Genomic DNA, 23,463 nt, shown 5'->3' with positions numbered 1-23,463 from the left:
GGGCGGCGGGGTGCCGTCGCCGAAGGGCCGCCCGCCGAGTTCCTCCCGGCCGTGCGGGGTGAGCCAGCTCGCCAGGTCGGGGCCGACCGGCACCACGCCGGTCGGGTTGATGTCCCGGTGCACCTCGTAGTAGTGCCGCTTGATGTGGTCGAAGTCGACGGTGTCCCCGAAGCCGGGGGTGGTGAACAGGTCCCGCGCGTACGCCCACAGCACCGGCATCTCGGACAGCTTCTGCCGGTTGCACTTGAAGTGGCCGTGGTAGACCGGGTCGAAACGGACCAGGGTGGTGAACAGTCGCACGTCCGCCTCGGTGATCGTGTCGCCGACCAGGTACCGCTGCCCGGACAACCGCTCGGTCAACCAGTCCAGCCGCTCGAAGAGCCGGTGGTACGCCTGCTCGTACGCGTCCTGGCTGCCGGCGAAGCCGCACCGGTAGACGCCGTTGTTCACGTCGGCGAAGACCACCGCGTTGACCTCGTCAATCTCCTCGCGCAGGTGCTCGGGGTAGAGCTGCGGCGCGCCCTTGCGGTGGTACGCCGTCCACTCGGTCGACAGGTCCAGGCTCATCTGCGCGTAGTCGTTGGTGACCACCTGCCCGGTCGGCACGTCCACCAGCGCCGGCACGGTAATCCCCCGCTCGTAGCCGGGGAACCGCGCGAAGTACGCCTCCTGAAGACGCTCGATGCCCAGCACCGGGTCGCGCCCGTCCGGGTCCAGGTCGAAGGTCCAGCTCCGGGCGTCGTGGGTCGGACCGGCCACCGCCATCGAGATGACGTCCTCCAACCCGAGCAGCCGCCGGACGATGATCAACCGGTTGGCCCACGGGCAGGCGCGGCTGACCGCCAACCGGTACCGGCCGGGCTCCACCGGCCAGCCGTCCCGGCCGTCGGCGGTGATCCGGGTGGCGATGTAGCGCTGGTCCCGGGTGAACTCGCCACCCGGCTCGACGTACTTCCCGCCGGTCGTCTCGCCCACGTCGCCCCCTGGTGTCCCGCCTGCCGTCGCCCCCTCATCTTCGCCGATCACCGGCCGGTCGGCTCGGCGAGCGAGCTGGATCACGCCGCTCCCTGGTGGCCCGCTCAGCGGCCCCGGGGCGTGATCCGGGCCAGCGGAATGTCCATCTCCCACGGCTCGGGCAGCAGGATGCCGTCGGTCATCCGCGCCTGCTCGACGTAGATCTGCTTGACCGGGTCGAGCTTGTGGGCGTGCACGACGATTCCCGCCTCGGTCTCGATCCGCCAGAAGTACGGGATGTCCGCCTCGGCGTACAGCGCGGGCTTGAGCACCCGGTCAATGCTGCGCGAGCCCTCGGAGACGATCTCGACCACCAGCAGGACCTCGTTCGGCCGGTACTGCGACGGGTTGCGCACCGACGCGTCCAGCTCGGTGACCAGCAGATCGGGGATGAAGGACCGGCGGCGGGAGATCCGTACCTCGACGCCCTGGGTGACGTCGAGGTCGGCGGGGCAGGTCTCCTCCAGAGCGGCCATCAGGCGGCCGGCGATGGACTGGTGGAGTCGCCTGGGGGAGGGCGACATCAGCAGGTTTCCGTCCAGGAGCTCGGGACGGCGGCGGCCGTCGTCGGGCAGGCGGTCGAGGTCGTCGGTCGTCCACTCACCCGGCGGCGGAAACTCGTCGTGCATAGCGGCGGTCATCGACCGGTCCTTCCCGGTGGTCGTTCTCCCCGTGCTCACGATAACGCCGGGAAGGGCCGGGTGGTGGTCGCGCGCGCCGGGGCCACAGGGCAGGATGAGCGGCATGAGCGAGCGCAGCGGTCTTCCCGGCACGGGGCTGGTGAAGGGCCTGGCGGTCACCCTGAAGACGATGACCAGCCGGTCGACCACCCAGCAGTACCCGGACGTCGCCCCCGAGCTGCCACCCCGCTCCCGGGGCGTGATCGCGCTGCTGGCGGAGAACTGCACGGTCTGCATGCTCTGCGCCCGGGAGTGCCCGGACTGGTGCATCTACATCGACTCGCACAAGGAGGAGGTGGCGGTGCCCGGGGCCGCCCGCCCCCGCCAGCGCAACGTGCTCGACAAGTTCGACATCGACTTCTCGCTCTGCATGTACTGCGGCATCTGCGTCGAGGTCTGCCCGTTCGACGCGCTCTACTGGTCGCCGGAGTTCGAGTACGCCGAGTACGACATCAAGGACCTGCTGCACGACAAGGACCACCTCGGCGAGTGGATGGGCACCGTCCCACCGCCGCCCGCGCACGACCGCAACGGCGAGCCGGCCAAGGAGGAGGCCACCGCCGCGCGCAAGGCCGCGGCCCCCAGCAGCCCTCCCACCGGGGTACGCCCCGAGCCGGGCCCCGCCGCCGACCGGGGTACGACCTGATGACCGGGGCGGACGTTCTGCTGCTCGCCCTCGGCGCGGTGGCGGTCGGCGCGGGGGTGCTCGTGGTCGCGACGAAGCACCTGGTCCGGGCCGGCCTCTACCTGGTGGTCTGCCTGGGCGCGCTGGCCGGCGACTACCTGGTGCTCACCGCAGAGCTGGTGGCCTGGGTGCAGGTGCTGATCTACGTCGGCGCGGTGGTGGTGCTGCTGCTGTTCGCGGTGATGCTGACCCGCGCCCCGATCGGCGCCTCCGACGACCTGGACCGTCCCGGCTGGCCCGCCGCCCTCATCGGCGGCGGTGCCGGGCTGGGGCTGGCCGTGCTGCTGGTGGACGCGTTCCGCTGGTCCCGGGTGGAGCTGCCCGCCGCCGGCACCGCCGAACGCCTCGGCGAGCAGGTGTTCCGCGCCTGGGTGCTGCCGTTCGAGGTGCTGTCGGTGCTGCTGCTGGCCGCTCTGGTGGGGGCGATCGTGCTCTCGCGTCCCGACATCGGCCGCCGCCCCGACGCCACGTCCGGCGGTCCGGACCGCAACGCCGCGACGCCGGCCCCCGGGGCCGTGGCCGGCGCCGTCGACGAGGGCGGTCGCGGGTGAGGCCGGTCATCCCGTACCTCACCGCCGCGTTCCTGTTCGGCCTCGGCGTGTACGGCGTGCTGCGCCGGCGCAACGCGGTGCTGGTGCTGATGGCGGTCGAGTTGATGCTCAACGCCGTCAACCTGGTGCTGGTCACCGCGGACACCACCGCGCGGGCCGTGTTGCCGCACGGCGGGCAGGTCTTCGCGCTGTTCGTGATCGTGCTGGCCGCCGCCGAGATCGGCGTCGGTCTGGCCATCGTGCTCCAGCTCTACCGGATGCGCGCCAGTGTGGCGGTCGACGAGGTCCCGCTGGCCGAGCCACCGGCACCGGTCCTCGCCGCCGGGCCGGGTGCCCGGGCGGCCACGGCGCACGGTGGCGTCGGTGTGGACGGCCCGGGCACGGACGCCGGGGCCGCCGACCGGACGGAGGAAAGCCGGTGACCGGGCTGCTCGGGGTCGCGCTGCCGACCGTACCGCTGGTCGCGGGACTGGCCGGGTTGCTGCTGCCACCGTCGCCGAAGGGCGCGACCACCGGGCAGGACCGGGCCCGGCGGGCGGCGATCGGCCTGGGTGTGGCGGGCGCGGCCGGCGCGCTGGTCGTCGCGCTGGCCCTGCTGGCCCGGGTCGGCGAGCCGGTGGAGACCTCGACCACCTGGATCGACCTGGGTGGCCTGCGGGTCACCCTGGGTGTCCGGCTGGACGGGGTGGCCGTGCTGGTGGCGGTGGCGGTGGCGGCGGTCGCCCTGGCCGTGCAGGTGTACTCGACCGCCTACCTGCGCCGGGGGCCGCACGACGACGTCGAGGTGGACCACCGCTACCCGCCGTACGCGGCACAGATCAGCCTCTTCACCGCCGCGATGCTGCTGGTGGTGGTCGCCGGTGACCTGATCCTGCTGCTGGTCGGCTGGGAGGTGATGGGGCTCTGCTCCTACCTGCTCATCGCACACGACCGGCGGCTGCCCGAGGCGCCGGCCGCCGCGATGAAGGCGTTCCTGGTGACCCGGGTGGGGGACGTCGGTTTCCTGCTCGGCATCGCGCTGCTCGGCGTCTCGGCGGGCAGTTTCCGGATCGCCGACGTGCTCGCCCACGACCACGCCACCGGCCCGCTCACCGTCGCCTGCCTGCTGCTGCTCGCCGGGGTGGCCGGCAAGAGCGCGCAGTTCCCGCTGCACACCTGGCTGCCCGACGCGATGGCCGGCCCCACCCCGATCTCCGCGCTGATCCACGCGGCCACCATGGTCGCCGCCGGCGTGTACGCGGTCGCCCGGCTCTTCCCGCTGTTCGAGGCGGCTCCGGTGGCGCTGGCCGTGCTCGGTGTGCTGGGCGCGACGACCCTGCTGCTGGGCGCGCTTGCGGCCACCGCGCAGGACGACCTCAAACGGGTGCTCGCCTGGTCGACGGTCTCCCAGATCGGGTACATGACCGGGGCACTCGCCGTCGGTGCGCCGGCCGCCGCGCTGTTCCACCTGCTCACCCACGCCGCCTTCAAGGCGCTGCTCTTCCTCGCCGCCGGTGCGGTGATCCACGCCGTGGGCACCACCCTGATGTCCCGGATGGGCGGGTTGCGGCGGGACATGCCCGTCACCTTCTGGTGCACCCTGGTCGGGCTCGGCGCGCTGGCCGGGGTGCCGCCGCTGTCCGGCTTCTGGAGCAAGGACGGCGTACTCGCGGTCGCCCGGGCCGCCGCGCTGGACGGCACCGGACCGGCCCCGGCCTGGGTGGGCTGGCTGGTCTGGCTGGCCGGACTGCTCGGGGTGGTGGTCACCGCCTGGTACGCCACCCGCCTGCTGCTGCGTACCTTCCTCGGCGAGCGCCGGCTGCCGCTGCTGCGTCCGCACGATCCGACGGCGGCGATGCGCTGGCCGGTGCTGCTGCTGGCCGTTGCGGCGGCGCTGCTGGGGCTGGCCGGCTTCGTCCAGCCCTTCGCCGACCGGTTGCTCTTCCCGGTGGCGCCGACGGTGCCGCCGGACGACGTGCTGCTCGTGCACGTCGGTCCGGAACTGGTGCTGCCCACCGTGCTGCTGCTGGTCGGGGCGGCGCTGGCCTGGGCCGGCTGGCGGCGGGCGCCGGCAGGTGACCCGGCGACCGTGCTGGGCCCGCTGCGGCCGGTGTTCGCCCGCGCGCTCCGGCTCGACGACGTCCAGCACGCCCTGGTCGTACGACCGGTCACCGCCCTGGCCCGGCTGGCCCGTACCGGGGACGAGGTCGGGGTGGACGGGCTGGTGGAGGCCACCGGACGCGCGGCGCGCGGCCTCGGTGGCGTACTCGCCGCGGGGCACCGGGCGGCACTGCCTCGCGCGGCAGGCGCGGTGCTCGCCGGAGCCCTGCTGATCGGCCTCGCGGCCGTCCTGATCGGTGGTGCGCCATGACCGTTTCGCGAGCCGCGCAGTCGCGAGCCGAGGGGAAACCGTGAGTTTCGGAGAGTTCCTGCTGGTCGCGGTGTTGGCGCTGCCGGCGGTCGGGGCGGTGCTGGTGGCGGCGACCCCCCGGGACCGGGCCGCCCGGCTGGTCGGTACGGCGGTCGCCGGACTGACCCTGGTCGCCGCGGTGCTGCTGGCCGTCGGCGACCGTGGCTGGGTCGGCTACGGCCCGGCGCCGGCCGTGCTGCCCTGGCACCGGCTCGACCTGCCCTGGGTGCCGGGCCTCGACCTGCGCTTCCATCTCGGGGTGGACGGCCTCTCCTGGCCGCTGGTGGTGCTGACCGCGCTGCTCACCGTGCTCTGCTGCGGCTACACCGTCTGGCGGGTGCCGGCGGGCGGCAGTGGCCGGGCCCTGGTGGCGTTGCTGCTGGTGGTCGAGGTCGGCATCCTCGGTACGTTCCTCGCCCTGGATCTGGTGCTGTTCTTCGTCTTCTTCGAGGTCGTCCTGCTGCCGATGTACGCGATCATCGCGGGTTGGGGCGGCGACGGGCGGCGGCGGGCGGCCCGCAGGTTCGCGCTCTACACCCTGCTCGGTTCCGTGTTGCTGCTCGTCGGCGTCTTCGTGGTGGTCGCCGACGCCGGGACCGCCGACGTGGTGGCCCTCACCGGTGGCACGGGCCTGTCCCGGGGCACCCAACTGGCCGCGTTCACCCTGCTGGCGCTCGCCTTCGCGGTGAAGAGCCCACTCTGGCCGCTGCACTCCTGGCTGCCCGACGCGCACACCCAGGCCCCCACCGTGGGCAGTGTCATCCTCGCCGGGGTGCTGCTCAAGATGGGCACGTACGGTCTGGTGCGGATGGCGGTCGGGGTGGCGCCGGAGGGGGCGCGGTGGGCTGCCCCGGTGCTCGGCGTGCTCGCCGTCGCCGCGATCATCGTGGGTTCGCTGGTCTGCCTCGCCCAGGACGACCTGAAGCGGCTCATCGCGTATTCCAGCGTCGGGCACATGGGTTTCGTGCTGCTCGGGGTGGCCACGCTGACCGCCACCGGCATCCAGGCCGCGCTGATCGGCAACATCGCGCACGGCGTGATCACCGGCCTGCTCTTCTTCCTCGCCGGCGCGATCAAGGACCGCACCGGCACCGGCTCGCTGGCCGAACTGTCCGGGTTGCGGGAGACCGCGCCCCGGCTCGCCGGGCTGCTCGGCTTCGCGGCGGTCGCCTCGTTGGGCCTGCCCGGGCTGGCCGGTTTCTGGGGGGAGGCGTTCGCCGTCGTCGCCGCCGTCCAACGCGGTGGTGGGCTCTGGACCACGCTGGCCGTCCTGGCCGCGATCGGCGGCGCGCTCACCGCCGCGTACTTTCTGCGGCTGCTGCGGCAGGTCACCCACGGGCGGCCCACCCCGGCGGTGGCCCGGGTCGCCCCCGGCCTGGCCGGGGCGGAGTTGGCCGCCTGGACGCCGCTGGTGCTGCTGGCCCTGGCGGTGGGGCTGGTACCGGCACTGGTGCTCGGCTACGCCACCGCTCCGGTGGACGCCCTGACAGCGGTGCTCCCATGAGCGCGGGCGGTGGCCTGGTGGAGGTGCGGCGGAAGTGGGCGGCATGAGTCTGGTGCAGAGCGTCGACAACGTGGCGCTGCTGCCGGCGTACCTGGCGGCCGGCACCGCCGTCCTGGTGCTCCTGGCCGACCTGCTGCTGGCCCGGGCGGGCGCGACCGTGGCGGTGGCCGCCGCGGGCGCCATCGCCACGGTGGCCGGCGCGGCGGCGGTGGGCGCGGTGGGAACCCGGCGCACCTTCTGCGTCGGGGGCGACTGCTCCTGGGTGTTCGACGCTCGTGCGGCTCTGGTCGCTGCCGTCTTCGGTCTGCTCACCCTCGGGGTGCTCGGGCTCTCCGGACCGCTGCTGGGCACGGGCCCGACCCCGGTGGGGGAGTACTGCTTCCTGCTCGCCTGCTCGATGACCGGCGGCGTGGTGCTCGGCGCGGCCGGTGACCTGATCACCCTGATCGTCGCGTTGGAGACCCTCACCCTGCCGCTGTACGTCCTGGTCGGGCTGCGTCGGGGCAGCCTCGCCAGCGCCGAGGCGGCGGTCACCTTCTTCGTGGTCAGCGTGGTGGCGACCACGCTGACCCTGCTCGGCGCGGCGCTGCTGTACGCGGTCACCGGCGCTCTGCACCTCGACCGGCTCGGTGCGCTGCTCGGCGCCGCCGGCGACCTGCCGTTGACGACCGCCGCGGTCGCGCTGGTGGTGGCCGGGCTCGGCTTCAAGGTGGCGGCGGTGCCGTTCCACGCCTGGGCCCCGGCCACCTACGACGGCGCACCGCTGCCGGTGGCGGCGTACCTCTCCACCGCCTCGAAACTCGGTGGGGTGGTCGCGCTGCTCGCCGTGGTGCAGCGGGCGTTGCCGGCCGAGGTCACCGGCCCGGTGCTCGCCGGGCTGGCCGTGCTCACCATGACCGTCGGCAACCTGGTGGCGCTGCGCCAGCGGCGTACCGTCCGGTTGCTGGCCTGGTCGTCGGTGGCTCAGGCCGGCTACATCCTGGCGCCGCTGGGCGCGCTGGCGCTGGCCACCGGCCGCACCGCGGACGCCCGTGCCACCGCCTACGCGGCGGTGGTCGCGTACGCGGTCTTCTTCGTGGCGCTGGAACTGGTCGCGTTCGCGGCGCTGGTGGCGTTGCGGCCGGTGGGCACGGACGGCGGCACGCTCGACGACCTGCGCGGCGCGGCCCGCCGGCAGCCCTGGATCGGTGCGGCGTTCGTACTGGCGCTGACCGGTCTGGCCGGGCTGCCACCGGGCCTGGCCGGCCTCTTCGCCAAGGTGATAGTGGTCCGTTCGGTGCTGGACGGCGGCGCGGGCTGGCTGGCCCTGGTGGTGGCGGTCAACGCGGTGGTCGGTCTCGCGTACTACCTGCGTCTCACCGCCGTCCTCTACGCCGACGCCGCCCACGCCGTCCCGGCCGGCCGACCGGCCTGGCCGGTGAGCGCGGCGTTGGCGGTCGCGACCGCCGTGACCGTGGTGCTCGGCTTCGCTCCCCAACTGGTCCTGGCCCTCGCCGCCGGCTGACCACTGCCCCACAGGCGGTGGCCGCGCTCCCAGCGGGCGCACAGGATGCTCCAGGCAACTCCCAGTCATGAGCAGGATGGTTGCGGGGTACCGGTGATGTTGTACGGGTCGGCGGGTCCCGCGACCCGCGCACCGAAGGAGTGACCGTGCATCACAACCGTCTGAAGACCGCCGCGCTGCTCGGCCTGCTCACCTCGCTGATCCTGGCGGTGGGCTACTGGTTCGGCGGCAGCGGTGGTCTGGTCATCGCCGTCATCGTCTCGCTGCTGATGAACGGCATCACCTACTTCTACTCCGACAAGCTCGCGCTGCGGTCGATGCGGGCGCAGCCGGTCAGCGAGGCGGAATTCCCCGAGCTGTACCGGATGGTCCGGGAGTTGGCTACCGAGGCACGGCAACCGATGCCTCGGCTGTACGTCAGCCCCACCTCGCAGCCCAACGCGTTCGCCACCGGGCGTAACCCGCAGAACGCGGCGGTTTGCGTGACACAGGGGATCACCGAGATCCTGGACTACCGCGAGCTGCGCGGCGTGATCGGCCACGAGCTGTCGCACGTCTACAACCGGGACATCCTGATCTCCAGTGTGGCGGCGGGTTTGGCCGGCATCATCACCATGCTGGCCAACATCGCCTGGTTCATCCCGTTGGGTGGCGGCGACGACGAGGACGCCCCGAACCCGGCGGTGTTGCTGCTCACGTTGATCCTCGGGCCGATCGCGGCCACCCTGATCCAGTTGGCGATCAGCCGCAGCCGCGAGTTCCAGGCCGACGCCTCCGGTGCCCAGCTGACCCGGGACCCGCTGGCCCTGGCCAGCGCGCTCCGGAAGATCCACATGGGTACGCAGATGCGTCCGCTGCCCGCGCAGGGCCAGCTGACCAGCACCGCCCACCTGATGATCGACAACCCGTTCAAGCGGGGTGGTGCCATCGCGGCGCTCTTCTCCACCCACCCCCGGATGGAGGAGCGGGTCGCCCGGCTGGAGCAGATGGCCGTCAACAGCGGCCCGGTGCGGTTCCAGCGCTGACCCCGTAGAGCCCGAATCCGCCCGGGGCCGGTTCGCCGGCCCCGGCGGATCGCGCTGCGCACAGGCGTATACCGGCATAATCGGTTCCCGGCGGCGGCACCCCGGCGTTAGGGTCGGCACGGCTTCTCACCCATTACCCCCTTCCGGAGGTCGGCCGTGGTCGCACTGCGCCAGTACCTGGGCGTCTGGCGGATTCCCGGTGCGCCGGTGCTGCTGCTCCTCGGCATCCTCGGGCGGCTCGGGATCGGCATGACGCCACTGGCGCTGCTGCTGGTGGTGGAGCAGGTGACCGGCCGATACTCGCTGGCCGCCGTCGCCGGCGGCTGCTACGCCCTCTCCGGGGCCGCGTTCAGCCCGGTCGCCGGCCGGATCGCCGACCGGCTCGGCCCGACCCCGGTCCTGCTGACCACCGCCGTGGCCCACCCGCTCGCCCTGGCCGGGCTGCTCTGGGCCAGCCGTGCCGACCGGGGCAACATCGCGATCTACCTCGCCGCCGGTCTGGCCGGCGCCACGTACCCGCCGCTGACCGCGGCGCTGCGGGGCGCCTGGAACGACCTCACCGACCCGGCCTCCGGCCGGTACCACCTGCGCAACACGGCGCTCGCCGCGGAGACCACGCTCTTCGAGCTCGTCTTCGTGCTCGGTCCCCTGCTGGTGGCCGGTTTCGTGCTGGTCGCCGACGCCGCCGCCGCACTCGTCGGCGCCGCCGTGGTCACCCTGGTCGGCACCACGGCGGTGGCACTCGGGCAGGTAATGCGTGGCTGGCGGCCACATCCGCGTGAGCACCACGCCCGAGGGCTCGGCCCGCTCCGGGTCGGCGGCTTCCCCGCCCTGCTGGTCTGCGTCGCCGGCCTCGGCATCGCGTTCGGAGCGGCCGGCGTGACGGTGCCGGCCTTCGCCGCCGACCGGTCCACCGGCGGCGACCCGGAGAGCCTCGCCGGCCTGCTGCTGGCCGTCTGGGGCGTTGGCAGCGCCCTCGGTGGCCTCTGGTTCGGCCTGCGCGAGCCGTCAACCGCCATGACCCGACAGTTCGCCTGGCTGCTCGGCGCAGTGGCCGGCAGCTTCGCGGTCTTCGCGGTGATGCCCACCCCACTGGCGCTCGGCATTGCCCTGGTGGCCGGTGGGGCCACCATCGCGCCCGCACTCACCCTGGAGAACACCCTGGTCGGGCGGATCGCCCCGACGAGCATGCTGAACGAGGCGTACACCTGGGTCGTCACCATGTCGGTCGCGGCTAGCGCCGCGGGCGGTGCCGTCGCCGGACTGATCGTCGACCACGGCGGCGGGACGACCTGGGCGTTCCTGTTCGCCGGGGCGGCGGTCGCCGTCGGGGCCGGGGTCGCCGCCCTGCCGGCCGGGCCGATCGCCCGAGCGGAGGCCGACGCGGTACGCGTCGAGCAACCGGTTGCGGTCTGACCGGTTTCTGGCCTGCCTTGCTGCTGTCGGGGTAGCCGTCAGGTGTGCGGGTCGGGGTGACGGGTACCCCGGCGATCATGTTCCTCTTCTTCTCGAACCGGATCGGCTGCCTTGGTTCGATCCTGGTGAGCGCGATCCTGACCGTGCTGCTGTTGCTGATCTTCTCGCGCTGAGCGGAGCGCGCGCCGCTGGGTCCGCCCGCCGACCGGCCCGGGGAGCCGGCCGGCGGTCGGGGCTTACCGGTAGTTGGTGAACTGGAGGGCGACGCCGAAGTCCTCACCCTTGAGCAGGGTGATGACGGCCTGGAGGTCGTCCTTCTTCTTGCCGGTGACCCGCAGCTGGTCGCCCTGGATCTGGGCCTGCACGCCCTTGGGGCCTTCGTCGCGGATCTTCTTGCTGATCGCCTTGGCTTTGTCGGAGTCGATGCCCTGGATCACCTTGGCGTCGATCTTGAAAATCTTCCCCGAGGCGCGGGGGTCACCGGCGTCCAGCGACTTCAGCGAGATGTTCCGCTTCACCAGCTTCTCCTTGAAGACCTCCAGGGCGGCCCGGACCCGCTCCTCGGTCTCTGCCTGGAGGCTGATCGCCTCCTCACCCGACCAGGAGATCTCGGCGCCGGTGCCCCGGAAGTCGAACCGCGTCGCGAGCTCCTTCTCCGCCTGACGGAGGGCGTTGTCGACCTCCTGGCGGTCGACCTTGCTCACGATGTCGAACGACGGGTTCGCTGCCATGCTCATGCTCCTGCTGTCCGGCGGTCTGTGCTCGTATGTCCCCCGCTGAGCAGCGGTGCGACCCCCTGACGGTACCCGGTTGCGACGTACCCGGGAGCAACCGCTATCCTTGGCTCCGCTGCTGCGCGACGCGCGGTGGCACGCCCTGGCGGGTTGCCCGAGCGGCCAATGGGAGCGGACTGTAAATCCGTCGCGAAAGCTACAGAGGTTCGAATCCTCTACCCGCCACCAGGTGCAGAAACGGCCCTTGACCAGCAGGAATGCTGATCAGGGGCCGTTGTCGCTCGTTCGGTGGAGTCCGGCTGCGTCCAGCGGTTAACGACTGGTTGTGGGCAGATCGTGGGCGGGTTGATCTTGCTTCTGGCGGTCTGGTGGCTCCCGCCCGGGGTCTCGGGTGGGTAGCTGCCCGGCGCGGGCGTACGGGCTGGCTGAGGGGCGTTGGCTGGCGGTCCACGGCGGCTGCGGGAGGCGGTCCGGGGGGCAAGCCAGTCCCGGGGTTGGACTGGCGCGGCAGCCGGAAGCCCCGACCACGACGGAGGCTGGGGCGACGGCTTTCGTAGCGGGCTTCGTGGTCCAATCCGTGGATGGGGTGGGACGAGCGGGTGCCGGAGTTGCTGGCGCGCCTGGGGGAGCTGGGCCTGGTTGGGATCGTCAAGATTGACGGGGAGCGGGACCACAAGCCCTGGACGGTGGTGATCTCGGGCCAGCGGCTCGGCGGGGCGTCGATCAGGTGCGACGGCAACAGCCTGGACTACTGCTTGCGGAGTGCGGTTGCCGCGCTTTGTGAACGCTACCCTGACGAGCTCGTCCTGGACTGACTGTGCCTGTTGCGGGGCGGGTCCCGGCGGCTGTCGGTGGCTGACCGCCCCGGCGCCGTGGGCGGCCGGGGCGGCTTGCCGCCGGCCGGGCTTGCCGCCCCGCACCGCGCGGAGCGCGGTGCCTTGATCATCACTAGGACAATTCAGCAAACCGTTCGGACAGGAGCCCGTGCTCCGTCGGGAGGTGCGCGACAGTCTTCCGCCAGGTGATGCGCGACAGTGGTTCATGATCGGTCAGTCTGGCCGGCCACCGAGGCTAAATGTCGGTGGCCGGGGGCAGGATGCTCGCATGACTGTTCTACTGCTCGGTGACAGCAACCTCGTGCTGCTCCAGAACCAGCACCCGGACCTGATGCCGGTCGCCTTCGGTGCCGATGTCGAGTCTCGGGCTGTTGGTGGCGCCTGGTCGGGGTCCCTGCGCGGCCAGGTCGGCGATCGGAATCCGGCGGCGTATGACGCGGTCGTGCTGTCGATCGGGAGTAGCGACAGCCATCCCGACTACTCGAGCTCCCCAGACCTCTTCCGGGAGAACGTGACCCGAGAGTTGGAACGCGGGGGTCGGTGGGTCGCCCTCGTGCCGCCGGGCGTGGCTCGCGCGCACGGGCCGTTCGACACCGGCGAGGTCAACGCCCTGATAAAGGAGTACGCCGCGGTGCTGGCCGAGTTGGTCACGACGCATGGCGGTACGGCGATCGAGGTGCGGGCGGTGACCGACCGGCTCGGGTCGGCCGCGTTCGATCCCGACGGCAGGCACCTGTCGCGCGCGACCTACGAGGCCCTGGTACCGCAGATCGCCGCAGCGCTCGACACCATGTCCCGGTGACCGGTCAGCCGGCCCGATAACGTCCTGCCGGCACACGACGACCGGCCCCGGCTCGGGAACGCCGAGCCACGGACCTTCGTCTGCGACCCACAACCGCAGCCGCGAGCCCAGCGCTATCGGCTGTCGGCGGTGTCCTACCTTGAACCAGCCGCCCCAGGGACGGCACCCTCGGCTTCCTAGACCATCTGTCGTACTTCAGGTGACGGAGATCCGTCGCACCTCTCCTGTCGGATCACAATCACAGGAGGCGATTGTCTTGTCACGGGACATGCTTGACACTCCCCGTCCCACTACATGCCTGACATGATCGATTGCGGTTGCCTTCATCGCGTGATGGTTGCGGTCATCGCGGGCTGGGGAGGTCGGGATTGGCGCTGGTGGAGTTGTCGATCGTTGAGCAGCGGTATCGGGCGGTCCTCCGTCCGGGGGCAGATGGTGGGCGGCCCTCCTGCAAATCCGTCGCGAAAGCTACAGAGGTTCGAGACCTCTCCCCGCCATCATGTGCACCAAAGGTTCCTGAACAGCAGGAATCCTGATCAGGAACTGTCGGCGTTGATCCTGCGGAGGTCCGGCTGAACCGGCGCATGCTCGGTTTCCGGCTATCCACGAGCTGTGGTGGAGGGAGCTTCCGTGTCTACATGCGCGCTTGGTCGCGGCCTACGGCCGTTCCGGCTGCGATCGTGATCACCATGGCCGCCGTGAGGACGAGGCTCGCGGTAATAGAGGTTTCGACTTCCCACCCTGCTTGTAGGGAACACAGCAGGGTGGTGGCTTGTGCCAAGGCTGGCGCTCCGCCACTGTGATCGATCCGGGGGAGGCGCGACAGCGCGGAGTGGAGGTGATCGGGATCGAGCAGCTCTTCGGGTTCGGGCCCCATATGCGGCGGTGGGCCGAGCAGATGATGTCGTACGCGGTGGCGGACCGGGTTCGGCCGGTCATCGGGCAGACCTTTCCGCTGGAGCGCGCCTCCGATGCGCATGCCGTGATCGAGGCCCGCAACGGCCTGGGTAAGACTCTGCTCCTGGTTTGACTGTGAGGCCCGGCCCGTCGTGCCGACGACTGATGCGGCGCAGGGTTGGTCGGCCGGCGGAAGAGGGTGCAGTGGTCGGGGAGGGCCTTGCGGGCCTGACTCAGGACGGCAGCGAACGGTATGGTGGTCGATGTGTCATCCAGTGGCGATCAGATGGCTCTCCGTGGGTCGACTCTTCCGTCAGGCGAGACGTGCCGCTATGCTCGGTACCACCCCTTTGCGACCTTGGTCGTTTCTCCCGCCCGGGGAGGGCTGGCCGGGCCGGGAATGACCTGGCCACACGGCCCATTGTCGGCAACCGGACGGTTCGCTCTTCCGGCGCGGGCGGTCCGACCTCGGCCGTCACGACTTCTCACGCCCGATGCGCCTGTGGCACCATCGTGGAATCTCCATCGTCTTCCCCCCTGCCGACAGGAGCGTACTGATGTCTGGTCGTCGTAGGCTTGGCCGGCTGCTCGGCACGACTCTCGCGACACTCACCCTGGCTGCGCTCGCTCTCGGGGTTCTTCCCTTCAGCGGCGAGCCGATGCTCGACTACGACTGGACGGCCGCCGTGACGCAGGCCGTCGTCAGGTGACCGTTCGTCCCTGAAGGGCCGCTCGTACACACGTGCCCGGGCGGCCCGGGCGAGCCTACGAGGGAGCGGGATGGCTCGGCGTCAACCCCCGGCACGTAGGCCGACCGACTCGGCCTGGCTGATCACCGGCCCGCTGGCCCTTTTCGCCGTCGCCTGTTGCGCCGTGCTTCTCGCCTTCCGGCCACCGGGCCCAGGCGATCTGCTGCCGGGAGCGCTCCTCCTGGTCACGATGGTCACCGCCGGGACCCAGGTCCTGCACTTCGTCGTACGGCGGCACACGTTCTCGGTCACTCTCACCGAGATTCCGCTGGTCCTCGTCTTCTACTATCTCGAACCGGCGTCGGTCATCATCGTCGTGACCCTCGCGGCGGGGATCGGTCACCTACGCCGGCGGATCAGCGCCGCGAAGACCTGGTTCAACATCGCCAAGGCGGGGGCGGCCGGTTCGTTGGCCAGCCTCGTCCTGCTCGCCCTGCCGCCCATCGACGGGGTGGGGCCGGTCACCTGGGGCGCGCTCTTCGTGGCGGTCGGCACCTACACGCTGTTCGCCCTCGCCGCGGTCAGCGGAGTGATCAGTCTGATCCAGGGTTGGCAGGCGGGCTGGGACATGGTCCGCGCGGCGGCGCCGACACTGCTCGCCCCGGCGGTCAACGTCGCCATCGGACTCGTCGTCCTGATCGTGGTGGAGAGCAACGCGTGGGCGAGCCTGCTGCTCGCGGCGGTGGCGGTCGCGGTCACCCTGGTCTATCACTCGTACTCGCGGTTCTTCCGCCAGCACCGGACGCTGAGTGACCTGTACGAACTGACCCGGGCGATGACGCAGAGCGGCCAGGACGGCACGCTCGTCGACGCTCTGCTCGGCCGGGTCCGCGGCCTGATGCAGGCGGAGTTCGCCACGCTCTGGCTCCCGCCGCAGGGCCGGCACCCGGAGGTGCTGCTCACCGCCCGGGTCGATGACCCGGGGCTGCTGGACTTCGCGCCGGCGCCGATGGAGATCCGGGAACAGGTACGCCGGACGGGGGAGACCGCGACCGCGGGCCGCCGGCTCGGCACCGAGGTCGACCAGCGGACCGTCGTCGGTGACCACCCCGTCAAAGAGTTGATCGTCGCCCCGCTGCGGTCCGGGCAGGCGGTGATCGGCACCCTCGAGGTGGTCAACCGGCTCAGCGACACCAACCACTTCACCTCCGCCGACATCCCCGTCTTCGAGACGGTCGCCGCGCACGCCGCGGTCGCGCTGGAGAATTCCCGCCTGGTCGACCGGCTACGGCATGACGCGTACCACGATGCGCTGACCAAGCTGCCGAACCGGCGGCGGATCACCGCGGCACTGGACGAGGCCGTCAAGATCAGGGCACCGGGCGAGGTGGTGGCGCTGCTGCTGTTCGACGTGGATCGGCTGCGGCGGGTCAACGAGTCGCTCGGGCACGCCGCCGGGGACAAGGTCCTGGTCGAGGTCGCCGACCGGTTGCGCGCGTACGCGCCCGCCGGCGCACTGGTCGGCCGAGCCGGCGGGGACGAGTTCCTGGTCACACTTCGGTTGGAGAGCGCCGAGGCGGCCCTGGAGTTGGCCGGGCAGATCCGCGAACAGATCCGAGACGAGATGGTTTTCGACGCGCTCACCCTGGACGTCGACACGGCCGTCGGCGTGGCGGTCCATCCGGAGCACGGCAGCGACGCGGCGACGCTGTTGCAGCGGGTGGACCTGGCGGCGACGGCGGCGAAGTCGGTGCCGGGCAGCGTGCAGCTGTTCAATCCCGCGCTGGAGTCCCGGTCGCTGCGCCGGCTGGGGCTCGCCGGTGACCTGCGCCGGGCGCTGGACGAGGGCGGCTTGGACGTCTACTTCCAGCCCAAGGTGACCCTGCGGGACCGCCGGCTGGTGGGGGTGGAGTGCCTGGCCCGGTGGGAGCATCCGGCGCACGGCACGGTCGCACCGGACGACTTCGTCCCGGTGGCCGAGCACACCGGCCAGATGGGTCGGCTGACCGAGGTCGTGCTCCGCGAGGGGTTGCGCCGCAGCCGGGACTGGGGCAACGCCGACCAGGCGCTTGCCGTGGCGGTGAACATCTCTGCCCGTACGCTCACCGACCAGCACTTTCCCGCCCGGGTCCGGGAACTGCTCGACGAGTACGGCGTGCCGCCGCAGCGACTCACGCTGGAGATCAAGGAGTCGGGGGTGCTGGACGGCACGGACCGGCCGATCCCCGCCCTGCGCCGTCTGCGGGATCTCGGGGTACGGCTCTCGGTGGACGACTTCGGCACCGGTGACTCGTCCCTGGCCCACCTGCGCCAACTGCCGGTGCACGAGGTGAAGGTGGACCGCTCGTTCGTGCAGGGCATGGCGACCGACCCCGGTGACCTGGCGATTGTCAACGCGGTGGTCACCCTCTCCCAGCAGTTCGGGCTGGCCGTGGTGGCCGAGGGGGTGGAGAGCGAGTTGACGCTGGAGTTGCTGCAGGACATCGGCTGTGAGATCGGCCAGGGTTTCCTGTTCAGCCGTCCGTTGCCGTACGAGCGACTGGAGGCGTGGTTCGGTGCCCAGGTGGACCCGGAGACGCTGCACGGCGACGAGTTGCCGCGCCTGCGGGTGGTGCCCTGACCAGGGCGGAGGCCGTACGAGGGGAGTCGATTTCGTGCCCGGCCCGAGGCCGTGTAATGTGTCTCCTGCGCGACGCCCTCCGGGGTGATCGGGTAGGCCCCCTTAGCTCAGTCGGCAGAGCGTCTCCATGGTAAGGAGAAGGTCTACGGTTCGATTCCGTAAGGGGGCTCAGAGGGTCCGGCTGGACCCGCCTGCGGCGGTGTAGCTCAGATGGCAGAGCAAGCGGCTCATAATCGCTGTGTCGCCGGTTCAAGTCCGGCCACCGCTACTCTCGTCCTCCGGGCACATCCCGGTGGTCGGTGAAACGGGCGCCATGGGCGCCCACTTTGCATGTCCGCGCATTGACCGCGTAGGCTGATGCGCTGTAGTTGTCACCCGTTAGCGAGGAAGGCACTCCGCCGTGGCGAAGGCGACCGATGTCCGGCCGAAGATCACTTTGGCGTGTGTGGAGTGCAAGGAGCGCAACTACATCACGCGCAAGAACCGCCGCAATGACCCGGACCGCATCGAGCTGAAGAAGTTCTGCCCCCGGGAGGGCAAGCACACGCTCCACCGCGAGACCCGCTGACCGTCGGGCCTCGGCCCGGTCCCGCGACAACACCCGAACGCCGATCCGTACGACGGCGTGGCGACAGCCGCGCCTCCCGTACGGATCGGCGTTCGTGCTGTGCGTGTAGGTTCGGCGGCATGTCCCTGGACCCGTCGTTCGTCGGCCGGACCTATCCGCCGACCGCCCCCTACCAGGTGGGCCGAGAAAAGATCCGCGAGTTCGCCACCGCCATCGGCGCCACCGATCCCGCCCACCACGACCCGGCGGCGGCCCGGGCGCTGGGTCATCCGGACGTGGTCGCCCCGCCGACCTTCCCCGTGCTGATCACCATGGCGGCCAGCCGGCAGATCGTCGAGGACCCGGAGCTCGGCGTCGACTACAGCCGGGTCGTCCACGGCGACCAGCGCTTCGCGTACACCCGACCGGTGGTGGCCGGGGACGAACTGGTCTGCGTCAACACCATCGAGGAGGTCACCAACCGGGGCGGGCACGGCTTCCTGACCACCCGCACCGAGGTGACCGACGCCGCCGGTGAGCCGGTGGTCGCCGTCTGGTCCAAGCTCGTCGTACGCGGAGAGGCCTGACATGGAGTTGCCCACCCAGACCTTCCGGGTCACCCGGGCGGACCTGGTCCGCTACGCGGGTGCCTCGGGTGACTTCAACCCGATTCACTGGAGCGACCGGATCGCCACCGCGGTGGGCCTGCCCGGGGTGATCGCCCACGGGATGTTCACCATGGCGCTGGTCGGCCGGGCCGTGACCACCTGGGCCGGCGCGGCCGACGCGGTGGTCGACTTCGGGGTGCGGTTCACCCGGCCGGTCGTGGTGCCGGACGACGACGAGGGCACCGAGATCGAGGTCGCCGCCGTGGTGAAGGAGGTCACCGAGGCGGGCCTGACCAGGCTCGACGTGACGGCGACCTGCCGTGGTGAGAAAGTCCTGTCGCAGGCCCGGGCGACGGTGAGGACGCCGCGCTGAGCGGTGATGGGCGGTACCGGTTGGGAAAGTCGGGGCACTACCCGTACACTGGTCCGCCGTGGGGCAAGTGAACCCTGCCCGGCCGCGTAGGTCGAGCGGGGCGAGCGTCGCCGCACAGGGGTGTAGCTCAATTGGCAGAGCAGCGGTCTCCAAAACCGCAGGCTGCAGGTTCAAGTCCTGTCACCCCTGCGCCTCAGGCCTGACCGTTCCCGTGGGTCGCGCCGCCAAACGGCGGCGTCCGGCCCGTGGTGGTGGCATCGGCGGGGTGGCTCCGAGGCATTCGGGGCACCTTCGTCCGGTCCGCCGGCCGCGGCCCGTCGCGGGACGGTTGGTCCGGCCGGCGTGACCAGCGCCGCGTACGCCGCATCGGCGTACGACCCGATACCCGCGACGGAGGGCGAAGTGGCCGACAGCAAGCGGCGCGGCGAGGACGCCGGCGACGACGGTCTGCGCGACGGCGACGAGATCGTTGACGAGGTGGCCGCCGACGACGACGCCACCGGCGCGGACGAGCCAGTCTCCCGGGGCGGTACCGCGACCCGTGAGCGGGCGGCCGACAGCAAGCCGAAGACCCGCACCGAGACCGACAAGGTGGGGCTCTTCGCCCGCATCGCGCGTTTCTTCCGCGAGGTGGTCGCCGAGCTGCGTAAGGTCATCTGGCCGACCCGCAAGGAGCTGCTGACCTACACGGCCGTGGTGGTGACGTTCGTCGCGGTGGTGCTGACGATCGTGGGCCTGCTTGACTTCGCGTTCGCGAAGGGCGTGCTGTGGGTCTTCGGCAACCCCAGCTGACCGGCCGACTGAGCCGATAGTGACGGAAGTGAGCGAGCGTGCCTGAGTACGACGAGACCGCCGAGACCACGGGCGAGCAGTCCACGGTGGCGACGGCGGCCAGTGACGAGTCGGTCGAGGCCGCCAGCGAGCCGGAGTTCCCGGCCACCGAGCCGGCGCCGGAGGAGGATTACGACCCGGTCGCCGAACTGCGCCAGAAGCTGCGCTACGCGCCCGGCGACTGGTACGTGGTGCACTCGTACGCCGGTTATGAAAACAAGGTGAAGACCAACCTCGAGACCCGGATCACGTCCCTCGACATGGAGGACTACATCTACCAGGTCGAGGTGCCGACCCGGGAAGAGGTCGAGGTCAAGAACGGCAAGCGGTCCCAGGTCCAGGCCAAGGTCTTCCCCGGCTACATCCTGGTCCGGATGGAGCTGACCGCCGAGTCCTACTCCTGCGTGCGCAACACCCCCGGGGTCACCGGCTTCGTGGGTGCGACCGATCGGGCCGACCGACCCGCGCCGCTGAGTCTGGACGAGGTGCTGAAGTGGCTGGCTCCGACGGTCGAGGCCGTGGAGAAGAAAGCCAAGCCCGAGGTCAGGGTTCTCGACTTCGAGGTCGGTGACTCGGTCACCGTCACCGACGGCGCGTTCGCGTCGCTGCCGGCGACGATCAGCGAGATCAATGCCGACCAGCAGAAGCTCAAGGTGCTGGTGTCGATCTTCGGCCGGGAGACTCCGGTCGAGCTGAACTTCAACCAGGTCACCAAGATCTGACACGCCCGGTCGCCGGCGGTGGGCAGCAGCCCTCCGCCGGCGTACTCGTTCCGGCTGCTGGCGGCGAAGCTGGACGGACCTCGACGGACGGGCGGCGGAGTGTTGCGCTAGGCTAGAACGTCGCCGTTGTCGTACCGCGTTGACCGTGCGCGTCCGCGGCCGGTGAATATTCCAGTTCCAAGCCCCAGGAAGAGACATGCCTCCGAAGAAGAAGCTCGTCAAGACGTTCACGCTTCAGCTGCCGGCGGGCCAGGCCACTCCGGCGCCGCCGGTCGGTCCCGCGCTCGGCCAGCACGGCGTGAACATCATGGAGTTCTGCAAGTCCTACAACGCGCAGACCGAGTCCCAGCGGGGCGACATCGTCCCCGCCGAGATCAGCGTGTACGAGGACCGGACCTTCACCTTCGTGCTGAAGACCCCGCCCGCCGCCCGGCTGCTGATCAAGGCCGCCGGTGTGCAGAAGGGCTCGGGCGTCCCGCACAAGGAGAAGGTGGGCTCCGTGACCCGCGCCCAGCTGCGTGAGATCGCCGAGAAGAAGATGGCCGACCTCAACGCCAACGACGTCGACCAGGCCGAGAAGATCATCGCCGGCACCGCCCGGTCGATGGGCCTGAACGTCACCGACTGACCTCGGTCATCGCTCTTTCCGATCAGTTCGTGGGAGGGTTCGCGGACGCCGCGGCCCGCCAGAGACCACAGGAGTAACCAGAGATGCAGCGCAGCAAGAGCTACCGCAAGGCCGCCGAGGTCATCGACCGGTCGAAGCTCTACACCCCCGCCGAGGCCGTCAAGCTGGCCAAGGAAACCACCAACGTCAAGTTCGACGCCACGGTCGAGGTCGCGATGCGCCTCGGCGTCGACCCCCGCAAGGCGGACCAGATGGTCCGCGGCACGGTCAACCTGCCGCACGGCACCGGCAAGACCGCCCGCGTGATCGTGTTCGCCGCCGGCGCGAAGGCCGAGGAGGCCGCCGCCGCCGGTGCGGACGAGGTGGGCACCGACGAGCTCGTTGCTCGGATCCAGGGTGGTTGGCTGGACTTCGACGCCGCGATCGCCACTCCGGACCAGATGGCCAAGATCGGCCGGATCGCGCGGATCCTGGGCCCGCGCGGCCTGATGCCGAACCCGAAGACGGGCACGGTGACCATGGACGTCACCAAGGCCGTCGCGGACATCAAGGGCGGCAAGATCACCTTCCGGGTGGACAAGCACTCCAACCTGCACCTGATCATCGGCAAGGCCTCGTTCTCCGAGGCTCAGCTGATCGACAACTACGCCGCCGTCCTCGACGAGGTGCTGCGGGCCAAGCCGTCCGCGGCCAAGGGCAAGTACCTCAAGAAGGTCACCCTGACCACCACCATGGGCCCGGGCGTTCCGGTCGACCCGAACGTGGTGAAGAACCTCCAGGAGGCCGGCGCCGAGGCCTGACCCGCGCCCGTACCGGAAGGGGCCCCGCCACGCCGTGGTGGGGCCCCTTCCGTTCGCCCGCGCACCCAGCACCGGGGTGACGTAACCTTGGGGCGAAGTTCCACCCAGAGACCGCTGGTCACCGTGCCCCGGCACGGTCGAAGGTCCCACGATGACGGGCGACCCGCGCAGGGCGGTAAGCGAAAATCGGTAGTGTACGCGGTCCGTCGACCGTGTCCATCTCGCCGGCCCTCGCCCCGTGCGCCCTGCGCCGGGGCTTTTCTCGTTGTCGTGATGCCTACGCCGCTGTCGACAGGGCCGACCGGCCCGATGACGGCGACCAGCTCCGAGTAACGAGAGAGGAGGGACATGGCGGACAAGCCGATCCGGGCCGACAAGGCCACGGCCGTCGCTGAGCTGACCGAGAGCTTCCGCAACGCGGGTGCCGCGGTGCTCACCGAGTACCGTGGTCTGACGGTTTCCCAGCTCACCCAGCTGCGGCGCTCGCTCGGCAAGGAGACCACCTACACCGTCGCCAAGAACACGCTGGCGAAGCGTGCCGCGACGGATGCGGGCATCTCCGGCCTCGACGAGCTGTTCACCGGTCCTACCGCGCTGACTTTCGTTTCGGGCGACGTCGTCGAGGCGGCGAAGGGGCTTCGCGACTTCGCGAAGGCCAACCCGAAGCTCGTCATCAAGGGCGGTGTCTTCGAGGGCAAGGCCATTTCCGCGGCCGAGGTCACGAAGCTCGCCGACCTGGAGTCCCGTGAGGTGCTGCTGGCCAAGCTGGCCGGCGCGATGAAGGGCAACCTGAGCAAGGCCGCGGCCCTGTTCCAGGCTCCGCTCTCCAAGACCGCCCGTCTGGCGGCCGCCCTGCAGGACAAGCGCGAGAAGGAGGGCGCCGAGGCGGCCTGAGGTCACCCGGCGCACCCACGTTCTTAGTTAAACCATTCAGGAAAGGACGCCAGACATGGCGAAGCTCAGCACCGAAGAGCTGCTCGACGCGTTCAAAGAGATGACGCTGATCGAGCTCTCCGAGTTCGTGAAGCAGTTCGAGGAGACCTTCGAGGTCACCGCGGCCGCTCCGGTCGCCATCGCCGGCCCGGCTGGCCCGGCTGGCCCGGCCGCCGAGGCCGAGCCGGAGAAGGACGAGTTCGACGTCGTCCTCGAGGCCGACGGGGGCAAGAAGATCCAGGTCATCAAGGTCGTGCGTGAGCTGACCGGCCTGGGCCTCAAGGAGGCCAAGGACGTGGTCGAGGCCGCTCCGAAGGCGGTTCTGGAGAAGGTCAACAAGGAGACCGCCGAGAAGGCCAAGGCCAAGCTCGAGGGCGAGGGCGCCAAGGTCACCCTCAAGTGACCTGAGTCGGCCTCTGGTCGACTCTCGGCGCGCGTCCGGCTCACGTGAGCCGGACGCGCGCCGCGTCGCAGCGGGCGGTGATCCGGAAACGGGTCACCGCCCGCTGTTGGTTGGTAGCTCACCGGCGGCAGCGGCGTGAGCAGGACTTCCGGCGCCCGACATACGGTCTGAGGGCGGGACGGGGCGGTGGCCCGCCGCTGGGAAAGAGGATGGCGGGCACGGCCGGCCCTTGACGTGACACGGGCCTGCCAGGCACGCTGACACCAGCAAGA

The 23,463-nt window shown here is 71.0% G+C and carries 25 protein-coding genes and 4 tRNA genes; 26 read left to right on the top strand and 3 right to left on the bottom strand.

All coding sequences use genetic code 11. The annotated features are described in order from the left end of the window. Positions 1 to 975: glutathione S-transferase C-terminal domain-containing protein (locus tag E1166_RS06635; protein ID WP_132336670.1), on the bottom strand; the 975-nt coding region annotated here is incomplete at its 3' end. A 104-nt stretch (positions 976 to 1,079) separates the two neighbouring features. After that, positions 1,080 to 1,655 carry a Uma2 family endonuclease gene (locus E1166_RS06630; RefSeq protein WP_132336666.1) on the bottom strand — a complete coding sequence of 192 codons (576 nt, stop codon included), beginning with the start codon at positions 1,653 to 1,655 and terminating at the stop codon, positions 1,080 to 1,082. 94 nt (positions 1,656 to 1,749) lie between these two features. Between E1166_RS06630 and E1166_RS06625 the strand changes: the two genes are divergently transcribed. The 8 genes from E1166_RS06625 to E1166_RS06590 all read left to right on the top strand — a co-directional run bounded on the left by E1166_RS06625 (position 1,750) and on the right by E1166_RS06590 (position 10,768). Continuing rightward, the gene (locus tag E1166_RS06625; RefSeq protein ID WP_132336664.1) at positions 1,750 to 2,340 is read left to right on the top strand and encodes an NADH-quinone oxidoreductase subunit I; all 591 of its coding nucleotides are present in this window, start codon (positions 1,750 to 1,752) and stop codon (positions 2,338 to 2,340) included. After that, on the top strand, positions 2,340 to 2,930 hold the full coding sequence (locus E1166_RS06620; RefSeq protein WP_132336662.1) for an NADH-quinone oxidoreductase subunit J: 591 nt from the start codon (positions 2,340 to 2,342) through the stop codon (positions 2,928 to 2,930). The genes E1166_RS06625 and E1166_RS06620 overlap by 1 nt, the downstream gene beginning before the upstream one ends. Further along, positions 2,927 to 3,352, top strand: coding sequence for an NADH-quinone oxidoreductase subunit NuoK (nuoK, locus tag E1166_RS06615; protein WP_132336660.1), 426 nt, complete (start codon positions 2,927 to 2,929; stop codon positions 3,350 to 3,352). Before E1166_RS06620 ends, nuoK begins: the two co-directional genes overlap by 4 nt. Beyond that, positions 3,349 to 5,280 carry an NADH-quinone oxidoreductase subunit L gene (locus E1166_RS06610; protein WP_132336658.1) on the top strand — a complete coding sequence of 644 codons (1,932 nt, stop codon included), beginning with the start codon at positions 3,349 to 3,351 and terminating at the stop codon, positions 5,278 to 5,280. The genes nuoK and E1166_RS06610 overlap by 4 nt, the downstream gene beginning before the upstream one ends. Before the next feature lie 40 nt (positions 5,281 to 5,320). Continuing rightward, positions 5,321 to 6,823: an NADH-quinone oxidoreductase subunit M gene (locus tag E1166_RS06605; protein WP_132336656.1), complete on the top strand. Its 1,503-nt coding sequence runs from the start codon at positions 5,321 to 5,323 to the stop codon at positions 6,821 to 6,823. 43 nt (positions 6,824 to 6,866) lie between these two features. Beyond that, positions 6,867 to 8,327, top strand: a complete 1,461-nt coding sequence (locus tag E1166_RS06600) for a proton-conducting transporter membrane subunit (RefSeq protein WP_132336654.1) — start codon at positions 6,867 to 6,869, stop codon at positions 8,325 to 8,327. A 146-nt stretch (positions 8,328 to 8,473) separates the two neighbouring features. Further along, the gene (gene htpX, locus E1166_RS06595) at positions 8,474 to 9,352 is read left to right on the top strand and encodes a zinc metalloprotease HtpX (RefSeq protein ID WP_132336652.1); all 879 of its coding nucleotides are present in this window, start codon (positions 8,474 to 8,476) and stop codon (positions 9,350 to 9,352) included. Positions 9,353 to 9,508: 156 nt separating this feature from the next. Then, positions 9,509 to 10,768, top strand: a complete 1,260-nt coding sequence (locus E1166_RS06590; protein ID WP_132336650.1) for an MFS transporter — start codon at positions 9,509 to 9,511, stop codon at positions 10,766 to 10,768. Between the two features lie 236 nt (positions 10,769 to 11,004). Here E1166_RS06590 and E1166_RS06585 read toward each other — a convergent pair whose 3' ends face one another. After that, on the bottom strand, positions 11,005 to 11,499 hold the full coding sequence (locus tag E1166_RS06585) for a YajQ family cyclic di-GMP-binding protein (RefSeq protein ID WP_132336648.1): 495 nt from the start codon (positions 11,497 to 11,499) through the stop codon (positions 11,005 to 11,007). A 147-nt stretch (positions 11,500 to 11,646) separates the two neighbouring features. On the opposite strand from E1166_RS06585, the gene E1166_RS06580 reads away from it, so the two are divergent. From E1166_RS06580 to rplL, 18 genes are all read left to right on the top strand, one after another. Further along, positions 11,647 to 11,730 (top strand) — tRNA-Tyr (locus E1166_RS06580). A 353-nt stretch (positions 11,731 to 12,083) separates the two neighbouring features. Next, positions 12,084 to 12,317 (top strand): hypothetical protein, encoded by a 234-nt coding sequence (locus tag E1166_RS06575; protein WP_132336646.1) that lies wholly within the window; start codon positions 12,084 to 12,086, stop codon positions 12,315 to 12,317. A 289-nt stretch (positions 12,318 to 12,606) separates the two neighbouring features. Continuing rightward, entirely contained in the window at positions 12,607 to 13,140 is a 534-nt protein-coding gene (locus E1166_RS06570) for a GDSL-type esterase/lipase family protein (protein ID WP_132336644.1), read from the top strand. A 799-nt stretch (positions 13,141 to 13,939) separates the two neighbouring features. Then, the gene (locus E1166_RS06565) at positions 13,940 to 14,170 is read left to right on the top strand and encodes a zinc-binding dehydrogenase (protein ID WP_279433212.1); all 231 of its coding nucleotides are present in this window, start codon (positions 13,940 to 13,942) and stop codon (positions 14,168 to 14,170) included. 424 nt (positions 14,171 to 14,594) lie between these two features. Then, a complete protein-coding gene (locus E1166_RS30775; protein ID WP_165942728.1) occupies positions 14,595 to 14,747 on the top strand; it encodes a hypothetical protein in 153 nt (50 codons plus the stop codon). A gap of 70 nt (positions 14,748 to 14,817) precedes the next feature. Beyond that, the gene (locus E1166_RS06560) at positions 14,818 to 17,346 is read left to right on the top strand and encodes a bifunctional diguanylate cyclase/phosphodiesterase (RefSeq protein WP_132336640.1); all 2,529 of its coding nucleotides are present in this window, start codon (positions 14,818 to 14,820) and stop codon (positions 17,344 to 17,346) included. Between the two features lie 96 nt (positions 17,347 to 17,442). Then, a tRNA-Thr gene (locus E1166_RS06555) sits at positions 17,443 to 17,515 on the top strand. Positions 17,516 to 17,541: 26 nt separating this feature from the next. Further along, positions 17,542 to 17,614, top strand: a tRNA-Met gene (locus E1166_RS06550). A gap of 132 nt (positions 17,615 to 17,746) precedes the next feature. Then, positions 17,747 to 17,914, top strand: a complete 168-nt coding sequence (gene rpmG, locus E1166_RS06545) for a 50S ribosomal protein L33 (protein ID WP_132270267.1) — start codon at positions 17,747 to 17,749, stop codon at positions 17,912 to 17,914. A 119-nt stretch (positions 17,915 to 18,033) separates the two neighbouring features. Next, the gene (locus E1166_RS06540; RefSeq protein WP_132270270.1) at positions 18,034 to 18,480 is read left to right on the top strand and encodes a MaoC family dehydratase N-terminal domain-containing protein; all 447 of its coding nucleotides are present in this window, start codon (positions 18,034 to 18,036) and stop codon (positions 18,478 to 18,480) included. Between the two features lies 1 nt (position 18,481). Continuing rightward, positions 18,482 to 18,874, top strand: a complete 393-nt coding sequence (locus tag E1166_RS06535; RefSeq protein ID WP_132336638.1) for a MaoC/PaaZ C-terminal domain-containing protein — start codon at positions 18,482 to 18,484, stop codon at positions 18,872 to 18,874. A gap of 116 nt (positions 18,875 to 18,990) precedes the next feature. After that, a tRNA-Trp gene (locus tag E1166_RS06530) sits at positions 18,991 to 19,063 on the top strand. Between the two features lie 213 nt (positions 19,064 to 19,276). Further along, a complete protein-coding gene (gene secE, locus E1166_RS06525; protein WP_132270275.1) occupies positions 19,277 to 19,666 on the top strand; it encodes a preprotein translocase subunit SecE in 390 nt (129 codons plus the stop codon). Between the two features lie 38 nt (positions 19,667 to 19,704). Further along, the gene (nusG, locus tag E1166_RS06520; RefSeq protein ID WP_132270278.1) at positions 19,705 to 20,427 is read left to right on the top strand and encodes a transcription termination/antitermination protein NusG; all 723 of its coding nucleotides are present in this window, start codon (positions 19,705 to 19,707) and stop codon (positions 20,425 to 20,427) included. 196 nt (positions 20,428 to 20,623) lie between these two features. Further along, the gene (gene rplK, locus E1166_RS06515; protein ID WP_132270280.1) at positions 20,624 to 21,055 is read left to right on the top strand and encodes a 50S ribosomal protein L11; all 432 of its coding nucleotides are present in this window, start codon (positions 20,624 to 20,626) and stop codon (positions 21,053 to 21,055) included. An 83-nt stretch (positions 21,056 to 21,138) separates the two neighbouring features. Then, positions 21,139 to 21,855, top strand: a complete 717-nt coding sequence (gene rplA, locus E1166_RS06510) for a 50S ribosomal protein L1 (RefSeq protein ID WP_132270282.1) — start codon at positions 21,139 to 21,141, stop codon at positions 21,853 to 21,855. A 348-nt stretch (positions 21,856 to 22,203) separates the two neighbouring features. Continuing rightward, complete coding sequence (gene rplJ, locus E1166_RS06505) at positions 22,204 to 22,749, top strand: 50S ribosomal protein L10 (RefSeq protein WP_132270151.1); 546 nt, start codon at positions 22,204 to 22,206, stop codon at positions 22,747 to 22,749. A 55-nt stretch (positions 22,750 to 22,804) separates the two neighbouring features. Further along, complete coding sequence (gene rplL / locus E1166_RS06500; protein ID WP_132270149.1) at positions 22,805 to 23,191, top strand: 50S ribosomal protein L7/L12; 387 nt, start codon at positions 22,805 to 22,807, stop codon at positions 23,189 to 23,191. Positions 23,192 to 23,463: the final 272 nt, after the last annotated feature.

The organism is Micromonospora sp. KC213, from assembly GCF_004348325.1.
Taxonomy (GTDB): domain Bacteria; phylum Actinomycetota; class Actinomycetes; order Mycobacteriales; family Micromonosporaceae; genus Micromonospora.
The sequence above is the reverse complement of the archived record's forward strand: the minus strand, read 5'-3'. Positions and strand labels throughout refer to the sequence as shown.

Coding starts and splice junctions, on each gene's coding strand:
- rplL (WP_132270149.1), top strand. CDS start 22,805: ATGGCGAAGCTCAGCACCGAAGAGCTGCTCGACGCGTTCAAAGAGATG.
- E1166_RS06625 (WP_132336664.1), top strand. CDS start 1,750: ATGAGCGGCATGAGCGAGCGCAGCGGTCTTCCCGGCACGGGGCTGGTG.
- E1166_RS06585 (WP_132336648.1), bottom strand. CDS start 11,499: ATGGCAGCGAACCCGTCGTTCGACATCGTGAGCAAGGTCGACCGCCAG.
- E1166_RS06540 (WP_132270270.1), top strand. CDS start 18,034: ATGTCCCTGGACCCGTCGTTCGTCGGCCGGACCTATCCGCCGACCGCC.
- rplJ (WP_132270151.1), top strand. CDS start 22,204: ATGGCGGACAAGCCGATCCGGGCCGACAAGGCCACGGCCGTCGCTGAG.
- E1166_RS06535 (WP_132336638.1), top strand. CDS start 18,482: ATGGAGTTGCCCACCCAGACCTTCCGGGTCACCCGGGCGGACCTGGTC.
- rplA (WP_132270282.1), top strand. CDS start 21,139: ATGCAGCGCAGCAAGAGCTACCGCAAGGCCGCCGAGGTCATCGACCGG.
- E1166_RS06560 (WP_132336640.1), top strand. CDS start 14,818: ATGGCTCGGCGTCAACCCCCGGCACGTAGGCCGACCGACTCGGCCTGG.
- E1166_RS06630 (WP_132336666.1), bottom strand. CDS start 1,655: ATGACCGCCGCTATGCACGACGAGTTTCCGCCGCCGGGTGAGTGGACG.
- E1166_RS06575 (WP_132336646.1), top strand. CDS start 12,084: ATGGGGTGGGACGAGCGGGTGCCGGAGTTGCTGGCGCGCCTGGGGGAG.
- E1166_RS06570 (WP_132336644.1), top strand. CDS start 12,607: ATGACTGTTCTACTGCTCGGTGACAGCAACCTCGTGCTGCTCCAGAAC.
- E1166_RS30775 (WP_165942728.1), top strand. CDS start 14,595: ATGTCTGGTCGTCGTAGGCTTGGCCGGCTGCTCGGCACGACTCTCGCG.
- E1166_RS06620 (WP_132336662.1), top strand. CDS start 2,340: ATGACCGGGGCGGACGTTCTGCTGCTCGCCCTCGGCGCGGTGGCGGTC.
- rplK (WP_132270280.1), top strand. CDS start 20,624: ATGCCTCCGAAGAAGAAGCTCGTCAAGACGTTCACGCTTCAGCTGCCG.
- E1166_RS06600 (WP_132336654.1), top strand. CDS start 6,867: ATGAGTCTGGTGCAGAGCGTCGACAACGTGGCGCTGCTGCCGGCGTAC.